19 protein-coding genes are annotated in these 24,357 nt (G+C 52.1%); 18 read left to right on the top strand and 1 reads right to left on the bottom strand.

The genetic code is table 11. The features are described 5' to 3' along the window. Positions 1-72 precede the first annotated feature (72 nt). From GUC46_RS15410 to GUC46_RS15345, 14 genes are all read left to right on the top strand, one after another. Positions 73-765 carry a DUF421 domain-containing protein gene (locus GUC46_RS15410; RefSeq protein WP_003847009.1) on the top strand — a complete coding sequence of 231 codons (693 nt, stop codon included), beginning with the start codon at positions 73-75 and terminating at the stop codon, positions 763-765. 212 nt (positions 766-977) lie between these two features. Continuing rightward, complete coding sequence (gene serC / locus GUC46_RS15405; RefSeq protein WP_003847007.1) at positions 978-2,066, top strand: 3-phosphoserine/phosphohydroxythreonine transaminase; 1,089 nt, start codon at positions 978-980, stop codon at positions 2,064-2,066. 69 nt (positions 2,067-2,135) lie between these two features. Then, positions 2,136-3,419 (top strand): 3-phosphoshikimate 1-carboxyvinyltransferase, encoded by a 1,284-nt coding sequence (aroA, locus tag GUC46_RS15400; RefSeq protein ID WP_049001087.1) that lies wholly within the window; start codon positions 2,136-2,138, stop codon positions 3,417-3,419. A 138-nt stretch (positions 3,420-3,557) separates the two neighbouring features. Then, on the top strand, positions 3,558-4,319 hold the full coding sequence (locus tag GUC46_RS15395) for a M48 family metallopeptidase (RefSeq protein WP_003836891.1): 762 nt from the start codon (positions 3,558-3,560) through the stop codon (positions 4,317-4,319). 171 nt (positions 4,320-4,490) lie between these two features. Beyond that, positions 4,491-5,174, top strand: a complete 684-nt coding sequence (cmk, locus tag GUC46_RS15390) for a (d)CMP kinase (RefSeq protein ID WP_003035772.1) — start codon at positions 4,491-4,493, stop codon at positions 5,172-5,174. A 113-nt stretch (positions 5,175-5,287) separates the two neighbouring features. Beyond that, positions 5,288-6,961 carry a 30S ribosomal protein S1 gene (rpsA, locus tag GUC46_RS15385; RefSeq protein ID WP_003035776.1) on the top strand — a complete coding sequence of 558 codons (1,674 nt, stop codon included), beginning with the start codon at positions 5,288-5,290 and terminating at the stop codon, positions 6,959-6,961. 159 nt (positions 6,962-7,120) lie between these two features. After that, entirely contained in the window at positions 7,121-7,405 is a 285-nt protein-coding gene (gene ihfB, locus GUC46_RS15380; RefSeq protein ID WP_003035780.1) for an integration host factor subunit beta, read from the top strand. Positions 7,406-7,611: 206 nt separating this feature from the next. Next, on the top strand, positions 7,612-9,876 hold the full coding sequence (locus GUC46_RS15375; protein ID WP_160180468.1) for a ComEC family protein: 2,265 nt from the start codon (positions 7,612-7,614) through the stop codon (positions 9,874-9,876). A gap of 36 nt (positions 9,877-9,912) precedes the next feature. Continuing rightward, positions 9,913-11,661 (top strand): lipid A ABC transporter ATP-binding protein/permease MsbA, encoded by a 1,749-nt coding sequence (gene msbA, locus GUC46_RS15370; RefSeq protein WP_003035784.1) that lies wholly within the window; start codon positions 9,913-9,915, stop codon positions 11,659-11,661. Then, a complete protein-coding gene (gene lpxK, locus GUC46_RS15365) occupies positions 11,658-12,635 on the top strand; it encodes a tetraacyldisaccharide 4'-kinase (protein ID WP_044712540.1) in 978 nt (325 codons plus the stop codon). The genes msbA and lpxK overlap by 4 nt, the downstream gene beginning before the upstream one ends. Before the next feature lie 41 nt (positions 12,636-12,676). Further along, positions 12,677-13,909: a winged helix-turn-helix domain-containing protein gene (locus GUC46_RS15360; RefSeq protein WP_160180466.1), complete on the top strand. Its 1,233-nt coding sequence runs from the start codon at positions 12,677-12,679 to the stop codon at positions 13,907-13,909. A gap of 51 nt (positions 13,910-13,960) precedes the next feature. Beyond that, complete coding sequence (gene ycaR / locus GUC46_RS15355; RefSeq protein WP_003035793.1) at positions 13,961-14,143, top strand: protein YcaR; 183 nt, start codon at positions 13,961-13,963, stop codon at positions 14,141-14,143. Beyond that, on the top strand, positions 14,140-14,886 hold the full coding sequence (kdsB, locus tag GUC46_RS15350) for a 3-deoxy-manno-octulosonate cytidylyltransferase (protein ID WP_003035796.1): 747 nt from the start codon (positions 14,140-14,142) through the stop codon (positions 14,884-14,886). Before ycaR ends, kdsB begins: the two co-directional genes overlap by 4 nt. A gap of 164 nt (positions 14,887-15,050) precedes the next feature. Continuing rightward, positions 15,051-15,944, top strand: coding sequence for a YcbJ family phosphotransferase (locus tag GUC46_RS15345; RefSeq protein ID WP_003035798.1), 894 nt, complete (start codon positions 15,051-15,053; stop codon positions 15,942-15,944). 117 nt (positions 15,945-16,061) lie between these two features. Here the strand turns inward: GUC46_RS15345 and elyC are convergent, their stop codons facing one another. Next, positions 16,062-16,826, bottom strand: a complete 765-nt coding sequence (elyC, locus tag GUC46_RS15340) for an envelope biogenesis factor ElyC (protein ID WP_016149868.1) — start codon at positions 16,824-16,826, stop codon at positions 16,062-16,064. A gap of 135 nt (positions 16,827-16,961) precedes the next feature. Between elyC and cmoM the strand changes: the two genes are divergently transcribed. From cmoM to mukB, 4 genes are read left to right on the top strand one after another with little or no spacing between them, the layout of a single operon-like run. Beyond that, positions 16,962-17,765, top strand: a complete 804-nt coding sequence (cmoM, locus tag GUC46_RS15335; RefSeq protein WP_003846990.1) for a tRNA uridine 5-oxyacetic acid(34) methyltransferase CmoM — start codon at positions 16,962-16,964, stop codon at positions 17,763-17,765. Next, positions 17,758-19,080 carry a chromosome partition protein MukF gene (mukF, locus tag GUC46_RS15330; protein WP_003836877.1) on the top strand — a complete coding sequence of 441 codons (1,323 nt, stop codon included), beginning with the start codon at positions 17,758-17,760 and terminating at the stop codon, positions 19,078-19,080. The genes cmoM and mukF overlap by 8 nt, the downstream gene beginning before the upstream one ends. Continuing rightward, a complete protein-coding gene (gene mukE / locus GUC46_RS15325) occupies positions 19,061-19,765 on the top strand; it encodes a chromosome partition protein MukE (RefSeq protein ID WP_003035809.1) in 705 nt (234 codons plus the stop codon). Before mukF ends, mukE begins: the two co-directional genes overlap by 20 nt. After that, on the top strand, positions 19,765-24,225 hold the full coding sequence (gene mukB, locus GUC46_RS15320; RefSeq protein WP_003846984.1) for a chromosome partition protein MukB: 4,461 nt from the start codon (positions 19,765-19,767) through the stop codon (positions 24,223-24,225). Before mukE ends, mukB begins: the two co-directional genes overlap by 1 nt. The last annotated feature ends 132 nt before the right edge of the window (positions 24,226-24,357 follow it).

Genomic DNA, 24,357 nt, shown 5'->3' with positions numbered 1-24,357 from the left:
CCGCCGGAGCTCAGGCGTAAATAAAAGCATTGGCTATGCTTTCTTACAACCAACCACGTTTAGAGCATATTAATGAAAGCTTTCGATTTGCACCGTATGGCGCTTGATAAGGTGCCCATGGATTTTCTGGGGGAAGTTGCGTTACGCAGCCTCTACACCTTTATATTGGTTTTTCTGTTTTTAAAAATCACCGGACGTCGCGGCGTACGCCAGATGTCGCTTTTTGAAGTGCTGATCATCCTTACGCTGGGTTCTGCAGCGGGAGACGTGGCATTCTATGACGATGTCCCGATGCTGCCAGTGCTGGTGGTTTTTATTACTCTTGCTGTGCTGTATCGGTTGGTGATGTGGCTGATGGCGCATAGTGAAAAAATGGAGGACCTGCTGGAGGGCAAACCCGTCGTGATCATTGAAGACGGCGAGCTGGCATGGTCAAAGCTCAATAGTGCCAATATGACGGAATTTGAATTCTTTATGGAACTGCGTTTGAACGGCGTGGAGCAATTGGGACAGGTAAAACTGGCTATTCTGGAGACGAATGGACAAATCAGCGTCTACTTCTTTGCCGATGAAGACGTAAAGCCGGGGCTCAGTATTTTACCTAAGCACTGTACGCAACGATTTAAAGTAATGCCTGAAGCAGGAGACTATGCCTGTATACGTTGTAGCGAAGTGGTGCAAATGAACGCCGGAGATCATCAATTATGTCCACGCTGTGCAAATCCAGAATGGTCGAAGGCCAGTCGGGCAAAACGGGTTACCTGACAGCAAAAATCTCGGTTTTTACCCGTCAATCCGATAGATTCTGTTGTGTGACCAATGACACATTTTTACCCTGGTCAGTTTTACCCATTGCGGCGCGTGTCACTGAATGATAAAACCGATATCCACAGGAATAACTTATACCAATGTCTGTCACCGGATTATCGTCAATGACAGGATGTTGATTGGACAACAACACAACGTGGTGAGGGGAAATGGCTCAGGTCTTTAATTTTAGTTCAGGTCCGGCAATGCTACCGGCAGAAGTACTTAAACTGGCTCAACAGGATCTTCGCGACTGGAACGGTCTTGGCACGTCGGTGATGGAAATTAGCCACCGTGGCAAAGAATTCATCCAGGTCGCCGAGGAAGCGGAGCAGGATTTTCGTGATCTTCTTAGCATCCCCTCCAACTATAAAGTGTTGTTCTGCCATGGCGGTGGTCGTGGGCAGTTCGCGGGTATCCCGTTAAATATTCTGGGGGATAAAACCACCGCGGATTACGTCGATGCCGGTTATTGGGCCGCCAGTGCAATTAAAGAAGCGAAAAAATACTGCACACCAAACGTTATTGATGCCAAAGTCACCGTGGACGGCCTGCGTGCTGTTAAGCCGATGAGTGAATGGCAGCTTTCTGATAACGCGGCGTACCTGCACTATTGTCCGAACGAAACTATCGATGGCATTGCGATCGATGAAACGCCGAATTTTGCCAGCAACGTTGTGGTCACGGCGGATCTGTCCTCTACCATTCTTTCCGCACCGCTTGACGTTAGCCGTTATGGCGTAATTTATGCCGGTGCACAGAAAAACATCGGCCCGGCCGGCCTGACGATTGTCATCGTCCGTGAAGATTTGCTGGGTAAAGCTCATGTATCATGCCCGTCAATCCTCGACTATACCGTGCTGAATGACAACGATTCCATGTTCAATACGCCGCCAACCTTTGCCTGGTATCTGTCTGGCCTGGTCTTTAAATGGCTGAAAAAGCAGGGCGGTGTTAATGCAATGGATAAGATTAACCAGCAAAAAGCGGAACTGCTGTACGGCGTAATTGATAACAGCGATTTCTACCGTAACGATGTGGCGAAATCCAACCGTTCACGCATGAACGTACCGTTCCAGCTGGCTGATAGCGCACTGGATAAACTGTTCCTGGAAGAGTCTTTTGCTGCGGGCCTGCATGCGCTGAAAGGGCATCGTGTGGTCGGCGGTATGCGTGCGTCCATCTACAATGCAATGCCGCTTGAAGGTGTAAAAGCACTGACCGATTTCATGGTCGATTTTGAACGCCGTCGCGGCTAATCTGCTGTACTTTTCATCCCCACAGCCCGTCTGTGGGGTTTTTATGTCTGTTTTTGAGAGTCGAGTTTCATGGAATCCCTGACGTTACAACCCATTGCGCGGGTGGATGGCACAATCAATCTGCCTGGATCCAAAAGTGTTTCTAACCGCGCTTTGCTGCTGGCCGCATTAGCCAATGGCACCACTGTCCTGACCAACCTGCTGGACAGCGATGATGTTCGCCATATGCTTAATGCTCTGAATGTGTTAGGGATTAGCTATACCCTTTCTGCTGATCGTACCCGCTGCGAGATTATTGGCAATGGTGGTGCATTACATGCGCAAGGCTCAGTGGAACTGTTCCTTGGTAATGCCGGAACCGCCATGCGCCCGCTGGCCGCAGCGCTATGTCTGGGCAGCAATGACATCGTGCTGACGGGCGAACCGCGCATGAAAGAGCGCCCGATTGGCCATCTGGTTGATGCGCTGCGCCAGGGCGGAGCCAAAATTGACTATCTGGAGCAGGAAAACTATCCACCTTTACGTCTGCGCGGTGGCTTTACCGGAGGCCAGGTTGAGGTAGACGGTAGCGTTTCCAGCCAGTTCCTCACTGCGCTGCTGATGACTGCGCCGCTTGCGCCGCAGGATACGACGATTGCAATTAAAGGTGACCTGGTATCCAAGCCTTACATTGATATCACACTGAACCTGATGAAAACGTTTGGTGTTGAAATTGAAAATCAAAACTACCAGCACTTTGTCGTGAAGGGGCAGCAGCAGTACCAGTCACCGGGTGCATACCTGGTTGAAGGCGATGCTTCTTCCGCTTCCTATTTCCTCGCGGCGGGTGCCATTAAAGGCGGTACGGTAAAAGTTACCGGGATTGGCCGTAACAGCATGCAGGGTGATATTCGTTTTGCCGATGTACTGGAAAAAATGGGTGCTACCATTACATGGGGCGACGATTTTATTGCCTGTACTCGCGGCGAGTTGAACGCAGTGGATATGGATATGAACCATATTCCTGATGCGGCGATGACCATTGCAACGGCGGCGCTGTTTGCGAAAGGCACCACAACATTACGTAATATCTACAACTGGCGCGTCAAAGAGACCGATCGTCTGTTCGCGATGGCGACGGAGTTACGCAAAGTGGGCGCGGAAGTGGAAGAGGGGCATGACTTTATCCGCATCACCCCGCCTGCAACATTGCAATTTGCGGACATCGCGACCTATAACGATCACCGCATGGCGATGTGTTTCTCGCTGGTGGCGCTGTCTGACACGCCTGTGACCATTCTTGATCCAAAATGTACCGCCAAAACTTTCCCGGATTATTTCGAACAGCTGGCGCGTATTAGTACATCTGCCTGATCCTCACGAAACGTCGGTCCCCGGACTGGCGTTTCTGTGTCCGTAACCGCACTGTTTTTACGCTTACAACTAATGCTAACTTGTGGATGATTTAACTTATTTATTTGTTTTTATTATAAATATCATCGGAAGATTAGCATGAAAAATAAATCACTCTTTTTGGCGTTGGCGGTTTCCGCTACGTTGCTGGCAGGTTGTAAAAATGGCGTAAATGGCGACCTTGTTGCCAGTTCTGGTATGGCAGCTTATAAAGCTGCGACGCTTACCGACGCTGATGTCAAATCCCTCTCTAACAGCTCATGTAAGCAGATGGATAGTGAAAACCAGCTGGCGGGCGCAAAAAGCAAATACACTAAGCGTCTGAATAAAATTGCGAAAGCGTTGGGTAATAACATTGATGGAACGCCGGTCAACTATAAAGTTTATATGACCAGTGATATCAATGCCTGGGCAATGGCGAATGGATGTGTACGTGTTTATTCGGGCTTGATGGACCTGATGACCGACAATGAAATTGAAGGCGTGCTGGGTCATGAGTTGGGCCATGTTTCTTTAGGGCACTCACGTAAAGCAATGCAGACCGCGTATGCCACACTTGCTGCGCGCGATGCTATTTCTGCGACCAGCGGCGTCGCTTCTCAGCTTTCCCAGTCTCAGTTGGGCGATCTGGCGGAAGGTGTGATTAACTCAGCCTTCTCCCGTAGCCAGGAATCGGATGCGGATGACTTTTCCTATGATTTGCTGAAAAAACGCGGTATTGACCGTCAGGGGTTAGTGACTGCGTTTGATAAGTTTGCCACGATGGACGCAGGCCATGCAAAATCACTGATGGATTCTCATCCGGCATCTGACGATCGCGCTCAGCATATGCGTGAACGTATCGCAGCAGATAAAAAGTAAAACAGTGCCATCTTCCGGGCTGGTTTCTCGCCAGCCCGCTATAATTGCGCAATTCTTCCACATATCGTTACAGACTAATCGGGTTTTTACACTCTGTATTAACGATCATTAGCGTTGGCGCGTATAATGCGCGGCGTTCACGTTAATGTACGCCCGTTTAAGGAGAAAAAGATGACGGCAATTGCCCCGGTTATTACCATTGATGGCCCAAGCGGTGCAGGAAAAGGCACCTTGTGCAAGGCAATGGCGGAAGCATTGCAGTGGCATCTGTTAGATTCAGGCGCGATCTACCGCGTACTGGCGCTCGCAGCGTTACATCACCATGTTGATGTCACTTCTGAAGATGCTCTGGTACCGCTTGCCTCACACCTGGATGTGCGTTTTATCTCAACAGACGGCAACCTTGAAGTCATTCTTGAAGGTGAGGATGTCAGCGGTGAAATCCGTACCCAGGAAGTGGCGAATGCCGCCTCTCAGGTCGCGGCGTTTCCTCGCGTGCGTGAAGCGCTTTTACGTCGTCAACGCGCATTTCGCGAAACCCCAGGTCTGATTGCTGATGGACGTGATATGGGGACCGTGGTGTTCCCGGATGCGCCGGTGAAAATTTTTCTGGACGCCTCCTCGCAAGAACGTGCGCATAGACGTATGCTACAGTTGCAGGAGAAGGGCTTTAGTGTTAACTTTGAACGCCTTTTGGCCGAGATCGAAGAACGCGATTATCGCGATCGTAACCGTGCTGTAGCGCCGCTGGTTCCTGCTGCTGATGCTTTAGTTTTGGATTCAACCCGATTAAGCATTGAGCAAGTGATTGAAAAAGCGTTACAATACGCGCGCCAAAAACTGGCTCTCGCTTAAGTGCGACCGAATTTGCAGTACCCCCGTTGCAATGGATTGACAGCGGGTATGTTAAACAACCCCATCCGGCATGGAGCCAGGTGGACGTTAAATATGAAACCTGAAGATTAAACATGACTGAATCTTTTGCTCAACTGTTTGAAGAATCCTTAAAAGAAATCGAAACCCGTCCGGGTTCCATCGTTCGTGGTGTTGTTGTTGCTATCGACAAAGACGTAGTACTGGTTGACGCTGGTCTGAAATCTGAGTCCGCCATTCCGGCAGAGCAGTTCAAAAACGCCCAGGGCGAGCTGGAAATCCAGGTTGGTGACGAAGTTGACGTTGCTCTGGATGCAGTAGAAGACGGCTTCGGTGAAACCCTGCTGTCCCGTGAAAAAGCTAAACGTCACGAAGCTTGGATCACGCTGGAAAAAGCTTACGAAGAAGCTGCAACCGTTACTGGTGTTATCAATGGCAAAGTCAAGGGTGGCTTCACTGTTGAGCTGAATGGTATTCGCGCGTTCCTGCCGGGTTCCCTGGTAGACGTTCGTCCGGTCCGCGACACGCTGCACCTGGAAGGCAAAGAGCTTGAATTCAAAGTAATCAAGCTGGATCAGAAGCGTAACAACGTTGTTGTTTCCCGTCGTGCCGTTATCGAATCCGAAAACAGCGCAGAACGCGATCAGCTGCTGGAAAACCTGCAGGAAGGCATGGAAGTTAAAGGTATCGTTAAGAACCTCACTGACTACGGTGCATTCGTTGATCTGGGTGGCGTTGACGGCCTGCTGCACATCACCGACATGGCATGGAAACGCGTTAAGCATCCGAGCGAAATCGTAAACGTTGGCGACGAAATCACTGTTAAAGTGCTGAAGTTCGACCGCGAGCGTACTCGTGTATCTCTGGGCCTGAAACAGCTGGGCGAAGATCCATGGGTAGCTATCGCTAAGCGTTATCCAGAAGGTACCAAACTGACTGGTCGCGTGACCAACCTGACCGACTACGGCTGCTTCGTTGAAATCGAAGAAGGCGTTGAAGGCCTGGTTCACGTTTCCGAAATGGATTGGACCAACAAAAACATCCACCCGTCCAAAGTTGTTAACGTTGGCGACGTAGTGGAAGTTATGGTTCTGGATATCGACGAAGAACGTCGTCGTATCTCCCTGGGTCTGAAGCAGTGCAAAAACAACCCATGGCAGCAGTTCGCGGAAACCCACAACAAGGGCGACCGTGTTGAAGGTAAAATCAAGTCTATCACTGACTTCGGTATCTTCATCGGCCTGGACGGCGGCATCGACGGCCTGGTTCACCTGTCTGACATCTCCTGGAACGTTGCAGGCGAAGAAGCAGTTCGTGAATACAAAAAAGGCGACGAAATCGCAGCAGTTGTTCTGCAGGTTGACGCAGAGCGTGAGCGTATCTCTCTGGGCGTTAAACAGCTCGCAGAAGATCCGTTCAACAACTGGGTTGCACTGAACAAGAAAGGCGCAATCGTAAACGGTAAAGTCACTGCAGTTGACGCTAAAGGCGCAACCGTAGAACTGGCTGACGGCGTTGAAGGTTACCTGCGCGCTTCTGAAGCTTCACGTGACCGCGTTGAAGATGCAACTCTGGTTCTGAGCGTAGGCGACGACGTTGAAGCTAAATTCACCGGCGTTGATCGTAAGAACCGTGCAATCAGCCTGTCTGTTCGTGCTAAAGACGAAGCTGATGAGAAAGATGCAATCGCAACTGTTAACAAACAGGAAGATGCTAACTTCTCTAACAACGCAATGGCTGAAGCTTTCAAAGCAGCTAAAGGCGAGTAATATCGAGTGCTCTAAATCCTTTGTGCTGTTAACGGCACAAAGGATGACGAGTAGCTTGACAGATTACAGGATTCGTCCTGTAATCAATGACAAAGGGCGGCTACGGCCGCCCTTAATCAATGCAGCAGCTAATTATGCCTTTAAGGAACCGGAGGAATCATGACCAAGTCAGAATTGATTGAAAGACTTGCAACCCAGCAACCTCATATTCCCGCGAAAGCGGTTGAAGATGCAGTTAAAGAGATGCTGGAACATATGGCCTCGACTCTTGCGCAGGGCGAGCGTATTGAAATCCGCGGTTTCGGCAGCTTCTCTTTGCATTACCGCGCACCACGCACCGGACGTAATCCGAAGACCGGCGATAAAGTGGATCTGGAAGGGAAATACGTTCCGCACTTTAAACCAGGTAAAGAACTGCGCGACCGCGCCAATATTTACGGTTAAGTTTTTAGCGAGACTTAACGCCGAGAAAAGCACCCACATGGGTGCTTTTTTCATTTCTGTGCGCCTATCCTGGAATCCTCATCCCAGTTAATTTGTACGTTACAACCCCCACTAAATGTCTGCGGAACTCAGGTCGTATAACGATAAATTGATGCCAGACAATCGTCGAAGAGTACTGCACACTCCCTGTAACAGGGAGGTTATTGATGAAAATAACAACGGTGAGTACGTGTGCATTATTCGGCATTCTCCCACTCATGCTATTACCTACGCTGCCAGGCATGTTGTGTATCAGCATTGTATTTTGTCTGGCATGTCTGCTCTGTTTTCTCCCCCACAAATATATACGTTCCGCCGGACTAACCCTGCTGTTTTTTCTTTGGGGAATCCTGGCTGCGAAAGAGGCTCTGTGGGCCGGTAATACGCTGCCTGAGAAAAACCAGCAAGCCATTGTGCGGATAACCGGAACTGACAATATGACAACGCACTACGGCCAAATCACTCACCTTCAGGGGAGACGAATCTTTCCTGCACAAGGAATCGTCTTGTACGGACAGTATTTACCCGGTGATGTTTGTGCGGGTCAGACATGGGCGATGACGTTGAAAGTCCGCGCCGTACACGGTCAATTAAACGAAGGCGGATTTGATAGCCAGCGTTACGCATTGGCGCAGCATCAACCGTTGACGGGGCGATTCTTACAGGCTTCGGTTATCACACCACAATGCAGTTTGCGTTCGCGATTTCTCGACTCGTTGAAAACGGTACTCGCCGATTATCCCTGGCAGCAGGTCATACTGGGTCTGGGAATGGGTGAGCGCTTGTCCGTGTCACAAGAGGTGAAAACGATTATGCGTGATACCGGCACGGCTCATTTGATGGCAATCTCCGGGCTGCATATTGCGTTTGCTGCACTTCTGGCTGGCGGAATAATTCGCGCGGGACAATTTTTTATGCCCGCCAGATGGATTTGTTGGCAGGTTCCATTAGTGGGTGGGATTGTCTGCGCCACATTATATGCCTGGCTGACGGGGCTGCAACCCCCGGCATTACGAACGGTTGTTGCGCTGCTAGTCTGGGGGGCGCTAAGACTTAGCAGCAGGCAGTGGAGCGGATGGTCGGTATGGATCTGCTGTCTGGCAGCCATTCTGGTGGTGGATCCTGTTGCCGTTCTTTCGCAAAGTCTATGGTTGTCTGCATCCGCCGTTGCGGCACTGCTGTTCTGGTACCAATGGGTACCGCTCCCGGACTGGCCGCTGTCGCGTGCTGGTCGTCAATTTTTGGCGCTGGCTCATCTGCAATTGGGTATTACGCTTCTGCTTCTTCCCGTACAAATCGCAATGTTTCACGGTTTTAGTCTGACCTCGTTTCCGGCTAATTTGTTTGCCGTCCCTTTGGTCACGTTTGTTTCCGTACCCTTGATATTAGCAGGCATGATCGTGCATTTAGCCGGACTGGTGATGATTGAATCGAATCTGTGGTATTTAGCGGATCGCTCTCTGGCGCTACTATTTTGGGGGCTCAGGAGCCTGCCTGAAGGGTGGATCAATATTGATGCACGCTGGCAATGGCTCGCATTTTTACCCGGAATGATGATTATCGCATGGCGACTAAATATCTTGCTTACGCTACCGGTGGTCTGTTTCTCTGCGCTACTTTTGCTGAGTGGGCCGCTTTGGCGTGCACCGCGTACAGATGTGTGGCAAGTGCATATGCTGGATGTCGGGCAGGGGCTGGCGATGGTGATTGTGCGTAATGGAAAAGCGCTGCTTTACGATACCGGTCTGGCATGGCCTGAAGGCGATAGCGCGCAACAGCTGATTATTCCCTGGTTGCGTTGGCATAATCTGGAGCCGGAAGGGGTCATTTTAAGCCATGAACATATGGATCACCGGGGAGGGTTGCACTCCTTACAACAAGTCTGGCCATCACTATGGATAAGAAGTCCGCTAGGCTGGAAAGGACACCTCCCGTGTTTTCGCGGAGAACGTTGGCAATGGCAAGGGTTAACCTTCAGTGCGCACTGGCCTGTGCTTGGAAATACAGGGCAGGGAAATAACCACTCCTGCGTGGTTAAAGTTGATGATGGGTATCAGAGTGTTCTGCTGACCGGCGATATTGAGTCTCCCGCTGAACAAAAAATGCTAAGTCACTACTGGCAGCATCTGCAGTCTACGGTGATGCAGGTTCCGCATCATGGCAGCAATACCTCATCATCACTGGCACTCATTCAGCGAGTTGACGGACAGGCCGCACTAGCCTCTGCATCCCGTTACAACGCCTGGCGTCTGCCATCCTGGAAAGTGAAGCAACGTTATCGGAAACAAAATTATCAATGGCTGGATACACCACATCAGGGGCAGATTACGCTGGATTTTTACCAAAAAAACTGGCGAATACACAGCTTGCGGGATCAGATTTTACCTCGTTGGTATCATCAGTGGTTTGGCGTGTCGGAGGATAACGGGTAGAATATGCGGCTATTCTAACAAATGCTGGTTTTTTGAATGCATAACGATAAAGATCTCTCTACGTGGCAGACGTTTCGCCGACTATGGCCAACCATAGCGCCTTTTAAATCGGGTCTGATCGTGGCGGGTATAGCGTTAGTCCTTAACGCGGCCAGCGATACCTTCATGTTATCGCTCCTTAAACCATTACTGGATGATGGTTTTGGTAAAACGGATCGTTCGGTGCTGCTGTGGATGCCGCTGGTGGTCATTGGGCTGATGATAGTTCGTGGCTTAACCAGTTATGTCTCCAGCTACTGTATCTCATGGGTGTCAGGCAAAGTGGTCATGACCATGCGTCGCCGCCTGTTTGGTCATATGATGGGCATGCCAGTCTCCTTTTTTGATAAACAGTCTACAGGTACGCTGTTGTCACGTATTACCTATGATTCAGAGCAGGTCGCGTCATCGTCTTCCGGCGCGCTGATCACCGTGGTACGTGAAGGGGCCTCAATCATTGGCCTGTTTATCATGATGTTCTATTACAGCTGGCAGCTGTCACTGATCCTGATTGTACTGGCGCCAATTGTGTCAGTGGCGATCCGTGTGGTTTCCAAGCGCTTTCGTAGCATCAGTAAAAACATGCAAAACACTATGGGGCAGGTTACGACCAGTGCGGAGCAGATGCTGAAAGGCCACAAAGAAGTTCTGATTTTTGGTGGTCAGGAAGTCGAAACCAAGCGCTTTGATAAGGTCAGCAACAAGATGCGTTTGCAGGGTATGAAGATGGTTTCCGCTTCTTCTATCTCCGATCCTATCATCCAGTTGATTGCGTCTCTGGCTCTGGCCTTCGTGTTATATGCGGCCAGCTTCCCAAGCGTAATGGAAAACCTGACGGCAGGGACAATTACGGTTGTCTTCTCCTCAATGATCGCGCTGATGCGTCCGTTGAAATCGCTGACCAACGTCAACGCGCAGTTCCAGCGCGGTATGGCGGCATGCCAGACCTTATTTACGATTCTGGATAGCGAACAGGAGAAAGATGAAGGTAAACGTGTTATCGAGCGTGCTACCGGCGATCTCGAGTTCCGCAACGTGACTTTCACCTATCCGGGACGTGAAGTACCGGCTCTGCGTAACATCAACCTGAATATTCCCGCGGGTAAAACCGTTGCTCTGGTTGGCCGTTCGGGCTCAGGAAAATCCACCATCGCCAGCCTAATTACGCGCTTCTACGATATTGATGAAGGGCAGATTCTGATGGACGGACACGATCTGCGCGAATATACCCTGGCATCCCTGCGCGATCAGGTTGCGTTGGTTTCGCAGAATGTGCACCTGTTTAACGATACGGTTGCCAACAACATCGCCTACGCGCGTACCGATATGTACAGCCGTGAGCAGATCGAAAAAGCGGCACAGATGGCCTACGCCATGGATTTCATCAACAAGATGGATAATGGCCTGGATACGGTGATTGGTGAAAACGGCGTCCTGCTTTCCGGCGGACAACGTCAGCGTATCGCTATCGCCCGTGCCTTGTTGCGTGACAGCCCAATTCTGATCCTTGATGAAGCAACATCAGCTCTTGATACCGAATCTGAACGTGCGATTCAGTCTGCGCTGGATGAGCTACAGAAAAACCGTACTTCTCTGGTCATTGCTCACCGTCTTTCAACCATTGAACAAGCCGACGAAATCATCGTGGTGGAGGATGGTCTGATTGTCGAACGCGGAACCCATAGCGACCTGATTGAGCAGCGCGGGGTCTATGCGCAATTACACAAAATGCAATTCGGTCAATGATCGCACGTATCTGGTCTGGTGAATCGCCGCTGTGGCGATTGTTACTTCCACTCTCCTGGCTTTATGGCCTGGTGAGTGGCGGGATCCGCCTATGCTACAAGCTTGGGCTGAAACGCGCTTGGCGCGCGCCAGTACCGGTTGTGGTGGTCGGAAACCTTACAGCCGGCGGCAATGGCAAAACACCGGTGGTGATTTGGCTGGTTGAACAACTGCAGCAACGCGGGATTCGCGTGGGCGTGGTGTCGCGTGGTTACGGCGGGAAAGCGGCTGCTTATCCGTTGTTATTGACCGCAGAGACCACTACCGCAGAAGCGGGTGATGAACCTGTGCTGATCGCCCAACGTACCGGCGTGCCGGTAGCGGTATCCCCGGTAAGATCGGATGCGGTAAAAGCCATTTTGGCCCAACATGACGTGCAGATTATTGTGACCGACGATGGGCTACAGCACTATCGTCTGGCGCGAGATGTTGAAATCGTGGTTATTGACGGCGAACGTCGGTTTGGCAATGGCTGGTGGCTTCCCGCTGGTCCAATGCGGGAACGCGCAGGTCGTCTAAAATCGGTGGATGCGACTATTGTTAACGGTGGCGTTGCGCAACCAGGGGAAATCCCTATGCGACTTGAACCGGGGCTGGCCGTTAATTTACGTACAGGCGAACGCCGTGATGTAGCGCAATTGCCCAATATTGTCGCCATGGCGGGCATTGGTCACCCTCCGCGTTTTTTTGCCACGCTGAAAGCATGCGGTGCCAGCGTGCAAAAAAGCATTGCGCTGGCAGACCATCAGTCTCTGACCTACAGTGACGTCAGTGCGTTTGTAAACGCCGGGCAAACGCTGGTGATGACGGAAAAAGATGCGGTTAAGTGCCGGGCATTTGCCGATGAAAACTGGTGGTATTTACCTGTTGACGCACATTTGTCAGGCGATCGGCCTGACATGTTGCTGGATAGCTTAATCTCGCTGACTCGCTAACTGATTCACGCTGCGGCAGCGAATCATTTATGAGGCCATAGATGTCGTTGCCGCACCTTTCTCTGACGGATGCCCGTCATCTTCACCTTGCCGCTCAAGGTCTGCTGAAAAAAACACGCCGTCGGGCGACCCCGGCAGATATTCTCACGACTATTTCGCGCATGTCGTTACTGCAAATCGATACCATCAATATTGTGGCGCGAAGTCCTTACCTGGTGCTGTTTAGTCGTTTAGGAGATTATTCACCCCAATGGCTGGACGACTCGTTACAGCAGGGCGAACTGATGGAATACTGGGCGCACGAGGCCTGCTTTTTGCCGCGCAGCGATTTTATGCTGATACGTCACCGCATGCTGGCCCCGGAGAATATGGGCTGGAAGTATAAAGCGGCGTGGATGAAAGAACATGCTCATGAAATTGAGCAACTGCTCCAGCACATCCAGCATAACGGACCGGTACGATCTGCTGATTTTGAGCATCCACGCAAGGGGACCAGCGGCTGGTGGGAGTGGAAACCGCAGAAGCGTCATCTTGAAGGGCTGTTCACTGCCGGGAAAGTGATGGTGGTGGAACGGCGTAATTTCCAGCGCGTGTATGATTTAACCCATCGCGTCATGCCACACTGGGACGATGAACGCGACCCACTTTCGCAGGAAGATGCTGAAAGCGTTATGCTGGATAACAGCGCCCGCAGTCTGGGGATTTTCCGCGAACAATGGCTGGCAGACTACTACCGCCTGAAGCGCCCGGCGCTAAAAAACTGGTGCAACGAACGGGCGGAACAGCAACAGATTATTCCTGTCGACGTTGAAGGGCTGGGAACGCTGTGGCTGCATAGCCACCTTCAGCCGCTGCTCGAACAGGCGCTGGCGGGCAAATTAACGGCGACCCACAGCGCAGTGTTATCGCCTTTTGATCCGGTGGTTTGGGATCGTAAACGGGCAGAGCAGCTATTCGATTTTAGCTACCGGCTGGAGTGTTACACGCCAGCACCAAAACGTCAGTACGGTTATTTCGTCTTGCCGTTGCTGCATCGCGGGCAGTTGGTTGGACGAATGGATGCCAAAATGCACCGTAAAACGGGCGTGCTGGACGTGATTTCGCTGTGGTTACAGGATGGGGTTAAGCCTGGGGTGACTTTGCAAAAAGGATTGTTTCAGGCGATTGACGATTTTGCCCGCTGGCAACTGGCAACACGCGTGACGCTGGGACGTTATCCTGAAGGTTTATTTGCTGATGCACGCCATGGTTGGGAAATAGACCCAGCCCATTAAGCGATTATGTTAATATTTACGGATTCACAATCCGGTCCATCTGGAGGAACTATGGATCATCGTCTGCTTGAAATCATTGCCTGCCCGGTATGCAATGGCAAACTCTGGTTTAACCAGGAAAAACAGGAACTGATTTGTAAACTGGATAACCTTGCTTTCCCACTGCGTGATGGCATTCCTGTGTTACTGGAAACCGAAGCCCGCGTTCTGACTGCTGATGAGAGTAAATCATGAGTTTTGTGGTCATTATTCCTGCGCGTTATGCGTCCACTCGTCTGCCGGGCAAGCCGCTACTGGATATCAACGGCAAGCCTATGATCGTGCATGTCCTGGAGCGTGCGCGTGAATCTGGCGCTGAACGTATCATCGTGGCCACCGATCACGAGGATGTCGCTCGCGCGGTAGAAGCGGTGGGGGGGGAAGTGTGCATGACCCGCGCCGATCACCAGTCTGGTACGGAGCGCCTGGCGGAAGTCGTCGAGAAATGTGGTTTTAGCGATGATACCGTTATTGTGAACGTACAGGGTGATGAGCCGATGATTCCGGCGGTCATTATTCGCCAGGTAGCTGAGAATCTGGCGCAACGTCAGGTCGGCATGGCGACTCTTGCGGCTCCGATTCACAGTGCGGAAGAGGCATTTAATCCGAATGCGGTAAAAGTCGTTTTGGACGCTGAAGGATATGCGCTCTATTTTTCACGCGCGACCATCCCATGGGATCGCGATCGTTTCGCCAAAAGTCTGGAAACGGTGGGGGACACCTTCCTGCGCCATCTGGGCATTTACGGCTATCGCGCCGGTTTTATTCGCCGCTATGTTAACTGGCAGCCTAGCCCGCTTGAGCATATCGAAATGCTGGAGCAGCTGCGAGTGCTGTGGTACGGCGAAAAAATTCACGTTGCCGTCGCAAAAGAAGTCCCGGGTACCGGCGTAGACACTACCGAAGATCTCGAGCGCGTTCGCGCCGAAATGCCTTAGTTTTTCTCACGGCACTCCCCCATATTGATGCGTATTTTTGGGAGGAGTGTCGTATCGTTGCGCTTTCCCTCCACTTTTCTTTTCATCAATTGATCTCATCCGGGTGACATCTGTCTGCCCGACGCTCATTATGAAAGCAGTAGCATTTATGAGGGCAATCTGAAATGGAACAGTTGCGTGCCGAACTCAGCCACCTGCTGGGCGAAAAACTCAGTCGTATAGAATGCGTGAATGAAAAAGTGGATACGGCCCTGTGGTCACTGTACGACAGCCAGGGAAATCCGATGCCGCTGATGGCGAGAAGTTTCACCACGCCAGGTATGGCGCAGCAACTGGCATGGAAAACCTCCATGTTAGCGCGCAGCGGTACGGTGCGTATGCCCGTCATTTACGGGGTCTTAACCCACGAAGAGCATCCCGGCCCCGATGTGTTACTGCTTGAGCGTTTACGGGGTGTGCCGGTGGAAGCGCCAGCCCGAACGCCCGAACGCTGGGAACATTTAAAAGATCAGATCGTAGAAGGTCTGCTGTCATGGCATCGGCAGGATAGCCGTGGCTGCGTGGGCATGGTGGATAACACGCAAGAGAATATCTGGCCATCCTGGTATCGCCAGCGTGTTGAGGTGCTGTGGACCACGTTAAATCAGTTCAACAATACTGGCTTGACGATGCAGGATAAGCGCATCCTGTTTCGTACCCGTGAGTGTTTACCCGCGTTATTTGAAGGATTCAATGATAACTGCGTACTAATCCACGGTAATTTCAGTTTACGTAGCATGCTCAAAGACGCCCGTAGCGATCAGCTACTGGCCATGGTGGGACCGGGGTTGATGCTGTGGGCGCCCAGAGAGTATGAATTGTTCCGTTTAATGGATAACGCGCTGGCGGAAAGCCTGCTTTGGCAATACCTGCAACGCGCGCCCGTGGCGGAGTCCTTCATCTGGCGGCGCTGGCTGTATGTGTTATGGGATGAGGTGGCGCAACTGGTCAACACCGGACGTTTTAATCGCACCAACTTTGACCTGGCAACGAAATCACTGCTGCCGTGGCTCGCCTGACTATCCCGTTACGGCATTGCCGGATGGCGGCGTGAGCGCCTTATCCGGCCTACAATTCTGCGCTGAACGCCTGGGGCTGATAAGCCGCGTTAGCGTCGCCGTCAGGCAATATTTCTGTCAGTGCTCCGATCCCTTTAACCACTGCCAGATGCGACCCAATGTTTCGTAACCAACACGATCGCTATGCATCAACCAGACGGGAGAGGGGATCGCGCGCTCCCACGGATTTAGCGGTGAATCAATTGCTAACTGATTAGCCGGCGCGGGCAACGGGTGTAGTCCAGCTTGTTGGAAGAAAATCATTGCTCGTGGTAAGTGCGATGCGGAGGTCACCAGCAGGAACGGCGCGCTGCCGATGGCCTGCTTAACCGCTGCGGCTTCTTCTTCAGTATCTTTAGGTTTATCCAGCGTGATGATATCACCGGGTGGCACACCCAGTGACTGCGCTACGCGGGCTCCCGCTTCTGCAGTACTGACGTTATTGCTCTTTGCCGCAGCACCGGTAAAGATAAGCTTCGATCCCGGATTAGCACGCCAGAGGCGAATACCTTCATTCAGACGCGGAAGACTGTTGCTGATTAGGTTTGAACTTGGTGCCCACTGAGGATTCCAGGTATACCCTCCGCCCAGCACCACAATGTATTCCACTTTTTGTGTATCCTGCCAGGTTGGATAGCTGTCCTCAATCGGTTTCAGTAGGCTATCAGCGACGGGTTGCAAGCTAAGAAGTAACAGCGCCAGCCAACTCAGGCTAATGCACACTTTCCCTGTTTTTTGAAAGCGACTAAACCAGAGCAGCACCAGGCCTGTACCCATGATAATGAGCATTAGCGGAAGTGGCAGCATCATACCGCCAATCACTTTCTTCAGCGTAAAAAGCATCCTTTTTGGTTCCTTTTTTAACCATACAGCAGGGGATCTGCAGGGATATTACACCAGGAAGGTTCATTCTCGGCGTGGGTGTGACAAAATAGCGGTTTTACTTAGTCACCCTAAAGCCAGCGTGTGGAGAGCCCGATGCGGGATCGCAATTTTGATGACATTGCAGAGAAGTTTTCCCGTAACATTTACGGCACCACTAAAGGTCAGCTTCGCCAGACGATCCTCTGGCAGGATCTGGACAAACTTCTTGCCGAATACGCGGGCCAGACATTGCGTGTGCTTGATGCGGGTGGCGGAGAAGGGCAGACAGCCATTCTGATGGCGCAGCGGGGCCATCATGTTACCTTGTGCGATCTTTCTGCTGAGATGGTGGCGCGAGCGCAACGGGCGGCAGAAGAGCAAGGTGTGAGCGACAACATGCATTTTATACATTGTGCCGCTCAGGACATCCCACAGCATTTGGATTCTCAGGTTGATCTGATATTGTTTCATGCTGTGCTGGAATGGGTGGCCGATCCACAAGCCGTCTTAAAAACATTGTGGTCGATGTTACGCCCGGGCGGTGCTTTATCGCTGATGTTCTACAATGCAAATGGCCTGTTGATGCGTAATGTGTTGGTCGGTAATTTCGGCTATGTACAGCAGGGAATGTATAAAAAGAAACGGCGCACGTTGTCTCCCGATTTCCCGCGCGACCCTCAGCAGGTCTATGGCTGGCTGGAGGAGATTGGCTGGGAGATAACCGGTAAAACGGGCGTGAGGGTGTTTCATGATTATCTGCGTGATAAACAAAAACAGCATGACTGTTTTGATGCTTTAACAGAAATAGAAACGCGCTATTGCCGCCAGGAACCGTATATCAGCCTTGGGCGCTATATTCATGTCACCGCGATTAAACGTCCGGCCCGAGCCGCAGATGCAAGGATAACCTATGAGTGAATTTTCCCAGACAGTCCCCGAACTGGTTGCCTGGGCCAGAAAAAATGACTTCTCCATCTCTCTGCCGGTAGACAGACTTTCGTTCCTGCTGGCGGTCGCCACATTGAACGGTGAGCGACTTGACGGTGAGATGAGTGAAGGTGAACTGGTGGATGCGTTCCGCCATGTGAGTGATGCGTTTGAGCAAACCAGCGAAACCATCGGCGTCCGCGCCAACAACGCGATCAACGATATGGTGCGTCAACGTCTGCTGAACCGCTTTACCAGCGAGCAGGCTGAAGGCAACGCCATTTACCGTTTAACGCCGCTCGGGATTGGCATCACAGATTACTATATTCGTCAGCGCGAGTTCTCTACGCTGCGTCTTTCCATGCAACTGTCGATTGTTGCAGGCGAACTGAAGCGCGCGGCGGATGCGGCAGCGGAAGGTGGCGATGAGTTCCACTGGCACCGCAACGTCTATGCGCCATTGAAATACTCGGTGGCGGAGATTTTCGACAGTATCGATCTGACCCAGCGCATCATGGATGAACAGCAGCAGCAGGTAAAAGACGACATCGCACAGTTGCTAAACAAAGACTGGCGGGCGGCGATTTCCAGCTGTGAACTGTTGCTTTCTGAAACGTCTGGTACGCTGCGTGAACTGCAGGATACGCTGGAAGCGGCGGGGGATAAGCTGCAGGCTAACCTGTTACGCATCCAGGATGCCACAATGACGCATGATGATTTGCATTTTGTTGATCGGCTGGTGTTTGATTTACAAAGCAAGCTCGACCGCATTATTAGCTGGGGTCAGCAGTCCATTGACTTGTGGATCGGCTACGATCGTCATGTGCATAAATTTATCCGTACCGCGATCGATATGGATAAAAACCGCGTCTTCGCCCAGCGTCTGCGTCAGTCCGTGCAGACCTACTTTGACGACCCATGGGCGCTGACCTATGCCAACGCCGATCGTCTGCTGGATATGCGTGACGAGGAGATGGTGCTGCGTGACGAAGAGGTCACCGGTGAACTTCCGGAAGATCTGGAATATGAAGAATTTAACGAGATCCGTGAACAACTGGCGGCGATCATCGAAGAACAGCTGGCTATCTACAAATCCAGACAAACACCACTGGATCTCGGTTTGGTAGTGCGCGAGTATCTGGCGCAATACCCACGTGCGCGTCATTTCGACGTCGCGCGTATTGTTATCGATCAGGCGGTACGCCTTGGCGTAGCGCAAGCAGACTTCACCGGACTGCCAGCCAAATGGCAGCCGATTAATGATTACGGAGCCAAGGTACAGGCGCATGTCATTGACAAATATTGAACAAGTGATGCCGGTAAAGCTGGCGCAGGCGCTGGCGAATCCGTTATTTCCGGCGCTGGATAGCGCCTTACGTTCGGGCCGCCATATCGGTCTGGATGAACTGGATAATCATGCCTTCCTGATGGATTTTCAGGAATATTTTGAAGAGTTTTACAGCCGCTACAACGTGGAATTGATCCGTGCGCCGGAAGGGTTCTTTTACCTTCGTCCGCGTTCAACGACGCTCATTCCGCGTTCGGTCCTGTCTGAACTGGACATGATGGTGGGTAAAATTCTGTGCTATCTCTATCTCAGCCCGGAACGCCTGGCGAACGAAGGGATTTTTACCCAGCAAGAGCTGTATGACGAGCTGTTAACGCTGGCGGATGAAGCCAAACTGCTGAAGCTGGTAAACAACCGTTCAACCGGTTCTGACGTTGACCGCCAGAAGCTACAGGAAAAAGTGCGTTCTTCGCTCAACCGCTTGCGCCGCTTAGGCATGGTGTGGTTTCTGGGCCACGACAGCAGCAAATTCCGTATTACAGAATCTGTCTTCCGCTTTGGCGCGGATGTGCGTAGCGGTGACGATCCGCGTGAAGCACAGCGTCGCTTAATTCGTGATGGTGAAGCGATGGCGGTCGAGAACCGTCTGCAGCTCAACGATGAGCCCGAAGAGAATCAGCCGGACAGTGGAGAAGAAGAATAATGATTGAACGCGGTAAATTTCGCTCACTTACGCTGATTAACTGGAATGGTTTTTTTGCCCGTACGTTTGATCTCGATGAGCTGGTCACCACGCTGTCCGGTGGTAACGGTGCGGGTAAATCCACCACCATGGCGGCATTTGTTACGGCGCTCATTCCGGACTTAACTCTGCTGCATTTCCGTAACACCACCGAAGCTGGTGCAACCAGCGGTTCACGTGATAAAGGTCTGCACGGTAAGCTGAAAGCAGGGGTCTGTTACTCAATGCTCGACGTCCTCAACTCGCGTCATCAGCGCGTGGTCGTGGGTGTGCGTCTGCAACAGGTTGCGGGTCGTGATCGCAAAGTGGATATCAAACCGTTTGCCATTCAGGGGCTGCCGATGTCGGTACAGCCAACCCAACTGGTGACGGAAACGCTGAACGAACGCCAGGCGCGCGTACTGTCTCTACCTGAGCTGAAAGAGAAGCTTGATGAGATGGAAGGTGTGCAGTTTAAGCAGTTCAACTCAATAACCGATTATCATTCGCTGATGTTCGATCTGGGCATCATTGCTCGCCGTCTGCGCTCCGCGTCTGATCGTAGTAAATTCTACCGTTTGATTGAAGCCTCGCTGTACGGCGGGATCTCCAGCGCCATTACCCGTTCACTGCGTGACTACCTGCTGCCGGAAAACGGCGGCGTCCGTAAAGCGTTCCAGGATATGGAAGCCGCGCTGCGTGAAAACCGCATGACGCTTGAAGCGATTCGCGTAACCCAGTCTGACCGCGACCTGTTTAAGCATTTGATCAGCGAAGCGACCAACTATGTGGCTGCGGATTATATGCGCCATGCCAACGAACGTCGTATCCATCTGGATAAAGCACTGGAATATCGTCGTGAACTGTATACCTCACGTAAGCAACTGGCGGCAGAGCAGTACAAGCACGTGGATATGGCGCGTGAACTGGGCGAGCATAACGGCGCCGAAGGCGATCTGGAAGCCGATTATCAGGCCGCGAGCGATCACCTGAATCTGGTGCAAACCGCGCTGCGTCAGCAGGAAAAAATTGAACGCTACGAAGCGGATCTCGAAGAACTGCAGATCCGTCTTGAAGAACAAAATGAGGTGGTTGCGGAAGCCGTTGACCGCCAGGATGAAAACGAAGCCCGCGCGGAAGCCGCCGAACTGGAAGTGGATGAGCTGAAAAGCCAGCTTGCCGATTACCAGCAGGCGCTGGACGTCCAGCAGACGCGAGCCATCCAGTATACCCAGGCGATTCAGGCCCTAAATCGGGCGAAAGAGCTCTGCCACCTACCAGATCTGACAGCCGACAGCGCCGCAGAATGGCTGGAGACTTTCCAGGCCAAAGAGCAGGAAGCCACTGAAAAGCTGCTAACGCTTGAACAAAAAATGAGCGTGGCGCAAACCGCGCATAGCCAGTTCGAACAGGCTTATCAGCTGGTGGCGGCTATCAACGGCCCGCTGGCACGTAGTGAAGCCTGGAGCGTGGCGCGTGAACTGCTGCGCGAAGGCGTTGAACAGCGCCACCTGGCGGAACAGGTTCAGCCATTGCGTATGCGACTGAGCGAACTGGAGCAGCGTCTGCGCGAACAGCAGGATGCCGAGCGTCTGCTGGCCGAATTCTGCAAGCGTCAGGGTAAACAGTTTGATATCGATGAGCTGGAAGCGCTGCACCAGGAACTGGAAGCGCGCATCGCCGCCTTGTCGGACAGCGTCTCGTCTGCCAGCGAACAGCGTATGACGCTGCGTCAGGAACAGGAACAGCTACAATCCCGTATTCAGCATTTAATGAAGCGGGCACCTGTCTGGCTGGCTGCGCAAAATAGCCTGAATCAGCTTAGCGAGCAGTGTGGCGAAGAGTTTACCTCCAGCCAGGATGTGACCGAGTATCTGCAACAATTGCTGGAGCGCGAGCGTGAGGCCATTGTTGAGCGTGATGAAGTCGGTGCACGTAAAAATGCGGTTGATGAAGAGATTGAACGTTTAAGTCAGCCGGGCGGTGCGGAAGATCAGCGTCTGAACGCGCTGGCTGAACGCTTTGGCGGCGTGCTGCTGTCAGAAATTTATGATGACGTTAGCCTTGAAGATGCCCCGTACTTCTCTGCGCTGTACGGTCCTTCGCGCCATGCCATCGTGGTACCAGATCTATCACTAATTACCGAACAGCTTGAAGGGCTGACGGATTGCCCGGAAGATCTCTATTTCATCGAAGGGGATCCGCAGTCGTTTGATGATAGCGTCTTCAGCGTTGATGAACTGGAAAATGCGGTGGTGGTGAAAACCGCCGAGCGTCAATGGCGTTATTCCCGCTTCCCGAAGGTGCCTATTTTTGGTCGTGCAGCGCGTGAAAGCCGTATCGAAACCCTGCATGCCGAGCGTGAAGGGCTGTCTGAACGTTTCGCCACGCTCTCCTTTGATGTACAGAAAACCCAGCGTCTGCATCAGGCGTTCAGCCGCTTTATCGGCAGCCATCTGTCGGTGGCGTTTGAAGCCGATCCAGAAGCGGAAATTCGCCAACTGAATAGCCGTCGCGTTGAACTGGAACGTGCGCTGACCAATCATGAAAATGATAATCAGCAAAGCCGTATGCAGTTTGAACAGGCGAAAGAGGGCGTCTCCGCGCTGAACCGCCTGCTGCCGCGCTTGAATCTGTTGGCAGATGACACGCTGGCCGATCGCGTGGACGAAATTCGCGAGCGTCTGGATGAAGCTCAGGAAGCCGCGCGTTTTGTACAGCAACATGGCAATCAGTTGGCGAAACTGGAACCTATTGTTTCAGTTCTGCAAAATGACCCTGAGCAGTTTGAACAGCTGAAGGAAGACTATACGTATTCCCAGCAGATGCAGCGCGACGCACGTCAGCAGGCTTTTGCGCTGACTGAAGTCGTACAGCGTCGGGCGCACTTTAGTTATTCCGACTCAGCCGAAATGCTGAGCGGTAATAGCGATCTGAACGAAAAATTGCGTGAACGCCTGGAACAGGCGGAAGCCGAACGTACCCGCGCTCGTGAAGCGCTGCGCAGTCATGCTGCACAGTTAAGCCAGTACAACCAGGTCATGGCATCGCTAAAAAGCTCTTATGACACCAAAAAAGAGCTGCTTAACGATTTACAACGTGAACTGCAGGATATTGGTGTCCGTGCGGACAGCGGTGCCGAAGAGCGCGCGCGTATCCGTCGTGACGAACTGCATGCGCAGCTCAGCAACAACCGTGCACGCCGCAACCAACTTGAGAAAGCACTGACCTTCTGCGAAGCGGAGATGGAAAACCTGACCCGCAGACTGCGCAAGCTGGAACGTGATTATCATGAAATGCGCGAGCAGGTAGTCACCGCCAAAGCCGGCTGGTGTGCAGTCATGCGGATGGTGAAAGATAACGGTGTGGAACGTCGACTGCACCGTCGCGAGTTGGCCTATCTTTCTGGTGACGAACTGCGTTCGATGTCGGATAAGGCGCTCGGTGCGCTACGTCTGGCGGTTGCGGATAACGAACACCTGCGCGATGTGTTGCGTATGTCTGAAGATCCAAAACGCCCAGAGCGCAAAATCCAGTTCTTCGTCGCGGTTTACCAGCATCTGCGTGAACGTATTCGCCAGGATATTATCCGTACCGACGATCCGGTTGAAGCCATCGAACAGATGGAGATTGAGCTGAGCCGTCTGACGGAAGAGTTAACCTCTCGTGAACAGAAACTGGCGATCAGCTCACGCAGCGTGGCGAACATTATTCGTAAGACCATTCAGCGTGAACAGAACCGTATTCGCATGCTGAACCAGGGGCTGCAAAGTGTGTCGTTTGGCCAGGTTAACAGCGTTCGCCTGAACGTCAATGTGCGTGAAACGCATGCTACCTTGCTGGACGTACTTTCAGAGCAGCATGAGCAGCATCAGGATCTGTTTAACAGCAATCGTCTGACCTTCTCTGAAGCGCTGGCGAAGCTGTATCAACGTCTGAATCCGCAGATTGACATGGGACAGCGTACGCCGCAAACCATAGGTGAAGAGCTGTTGGACTACCGTAACTATCTGGAGATGGAAGTTGAGGTTAACCGTGGCTCTGACGGCTGGCTGCGTGCTGAATCTGGCGCGCTGTCAACGGGTGAAGCGATCGGGACCGGGATGTCTATTCTGGTGATGGTGGTGCAAAGCTGGGAAGATGAAGGTCGCAGATTGCGCGGGAAAGACATCTCTCCTTGCCGCCTGCTGTTCCTTGATGAAGCAGCACGACTCGATGCGCGTTCTATTGCGACTCTGTTTGAGCTGTGTGAGCGTTTGCAGATGCAGCTGATTATCGCTGCGCCGGAAAACATCAGCCCAGAGAAAGGCACCACCTACAAACTGGTGCGTAAAGTCTTCCAGAACACCGAGCACGTTCATGTGGTGGGGCTGCGCGGATTTGCGCCTCAGTTACCGGAACCACTGCCGGGGACTGAAGATGCCTCCTCGCAGGCAAGCTAAATAGAAAGGCGGTCATTTGACCGCCTTTCTTCTTTTCCGAAAAGTCTCAATTGCAGGTGCAATTTCTTTTAACTTCTTTACATTATACCAGGTAAAACATTGGCGAAGTTTATATACTGAAGATAAGCCTGA

This window comes from Citrobacter sp. LUTT5 (assembly GCF_009905315.1).
GTDB classification, from domain to species: Bacteria; Pseudomonadota; Gammaproteobacteria; order Enterobacterales; family Enterobacteriaceae; genus Citrobacter; species Citrobacter freundii.
This window is presented reverse-complemented; position numbering and strand designations above follow the sequence as displayed.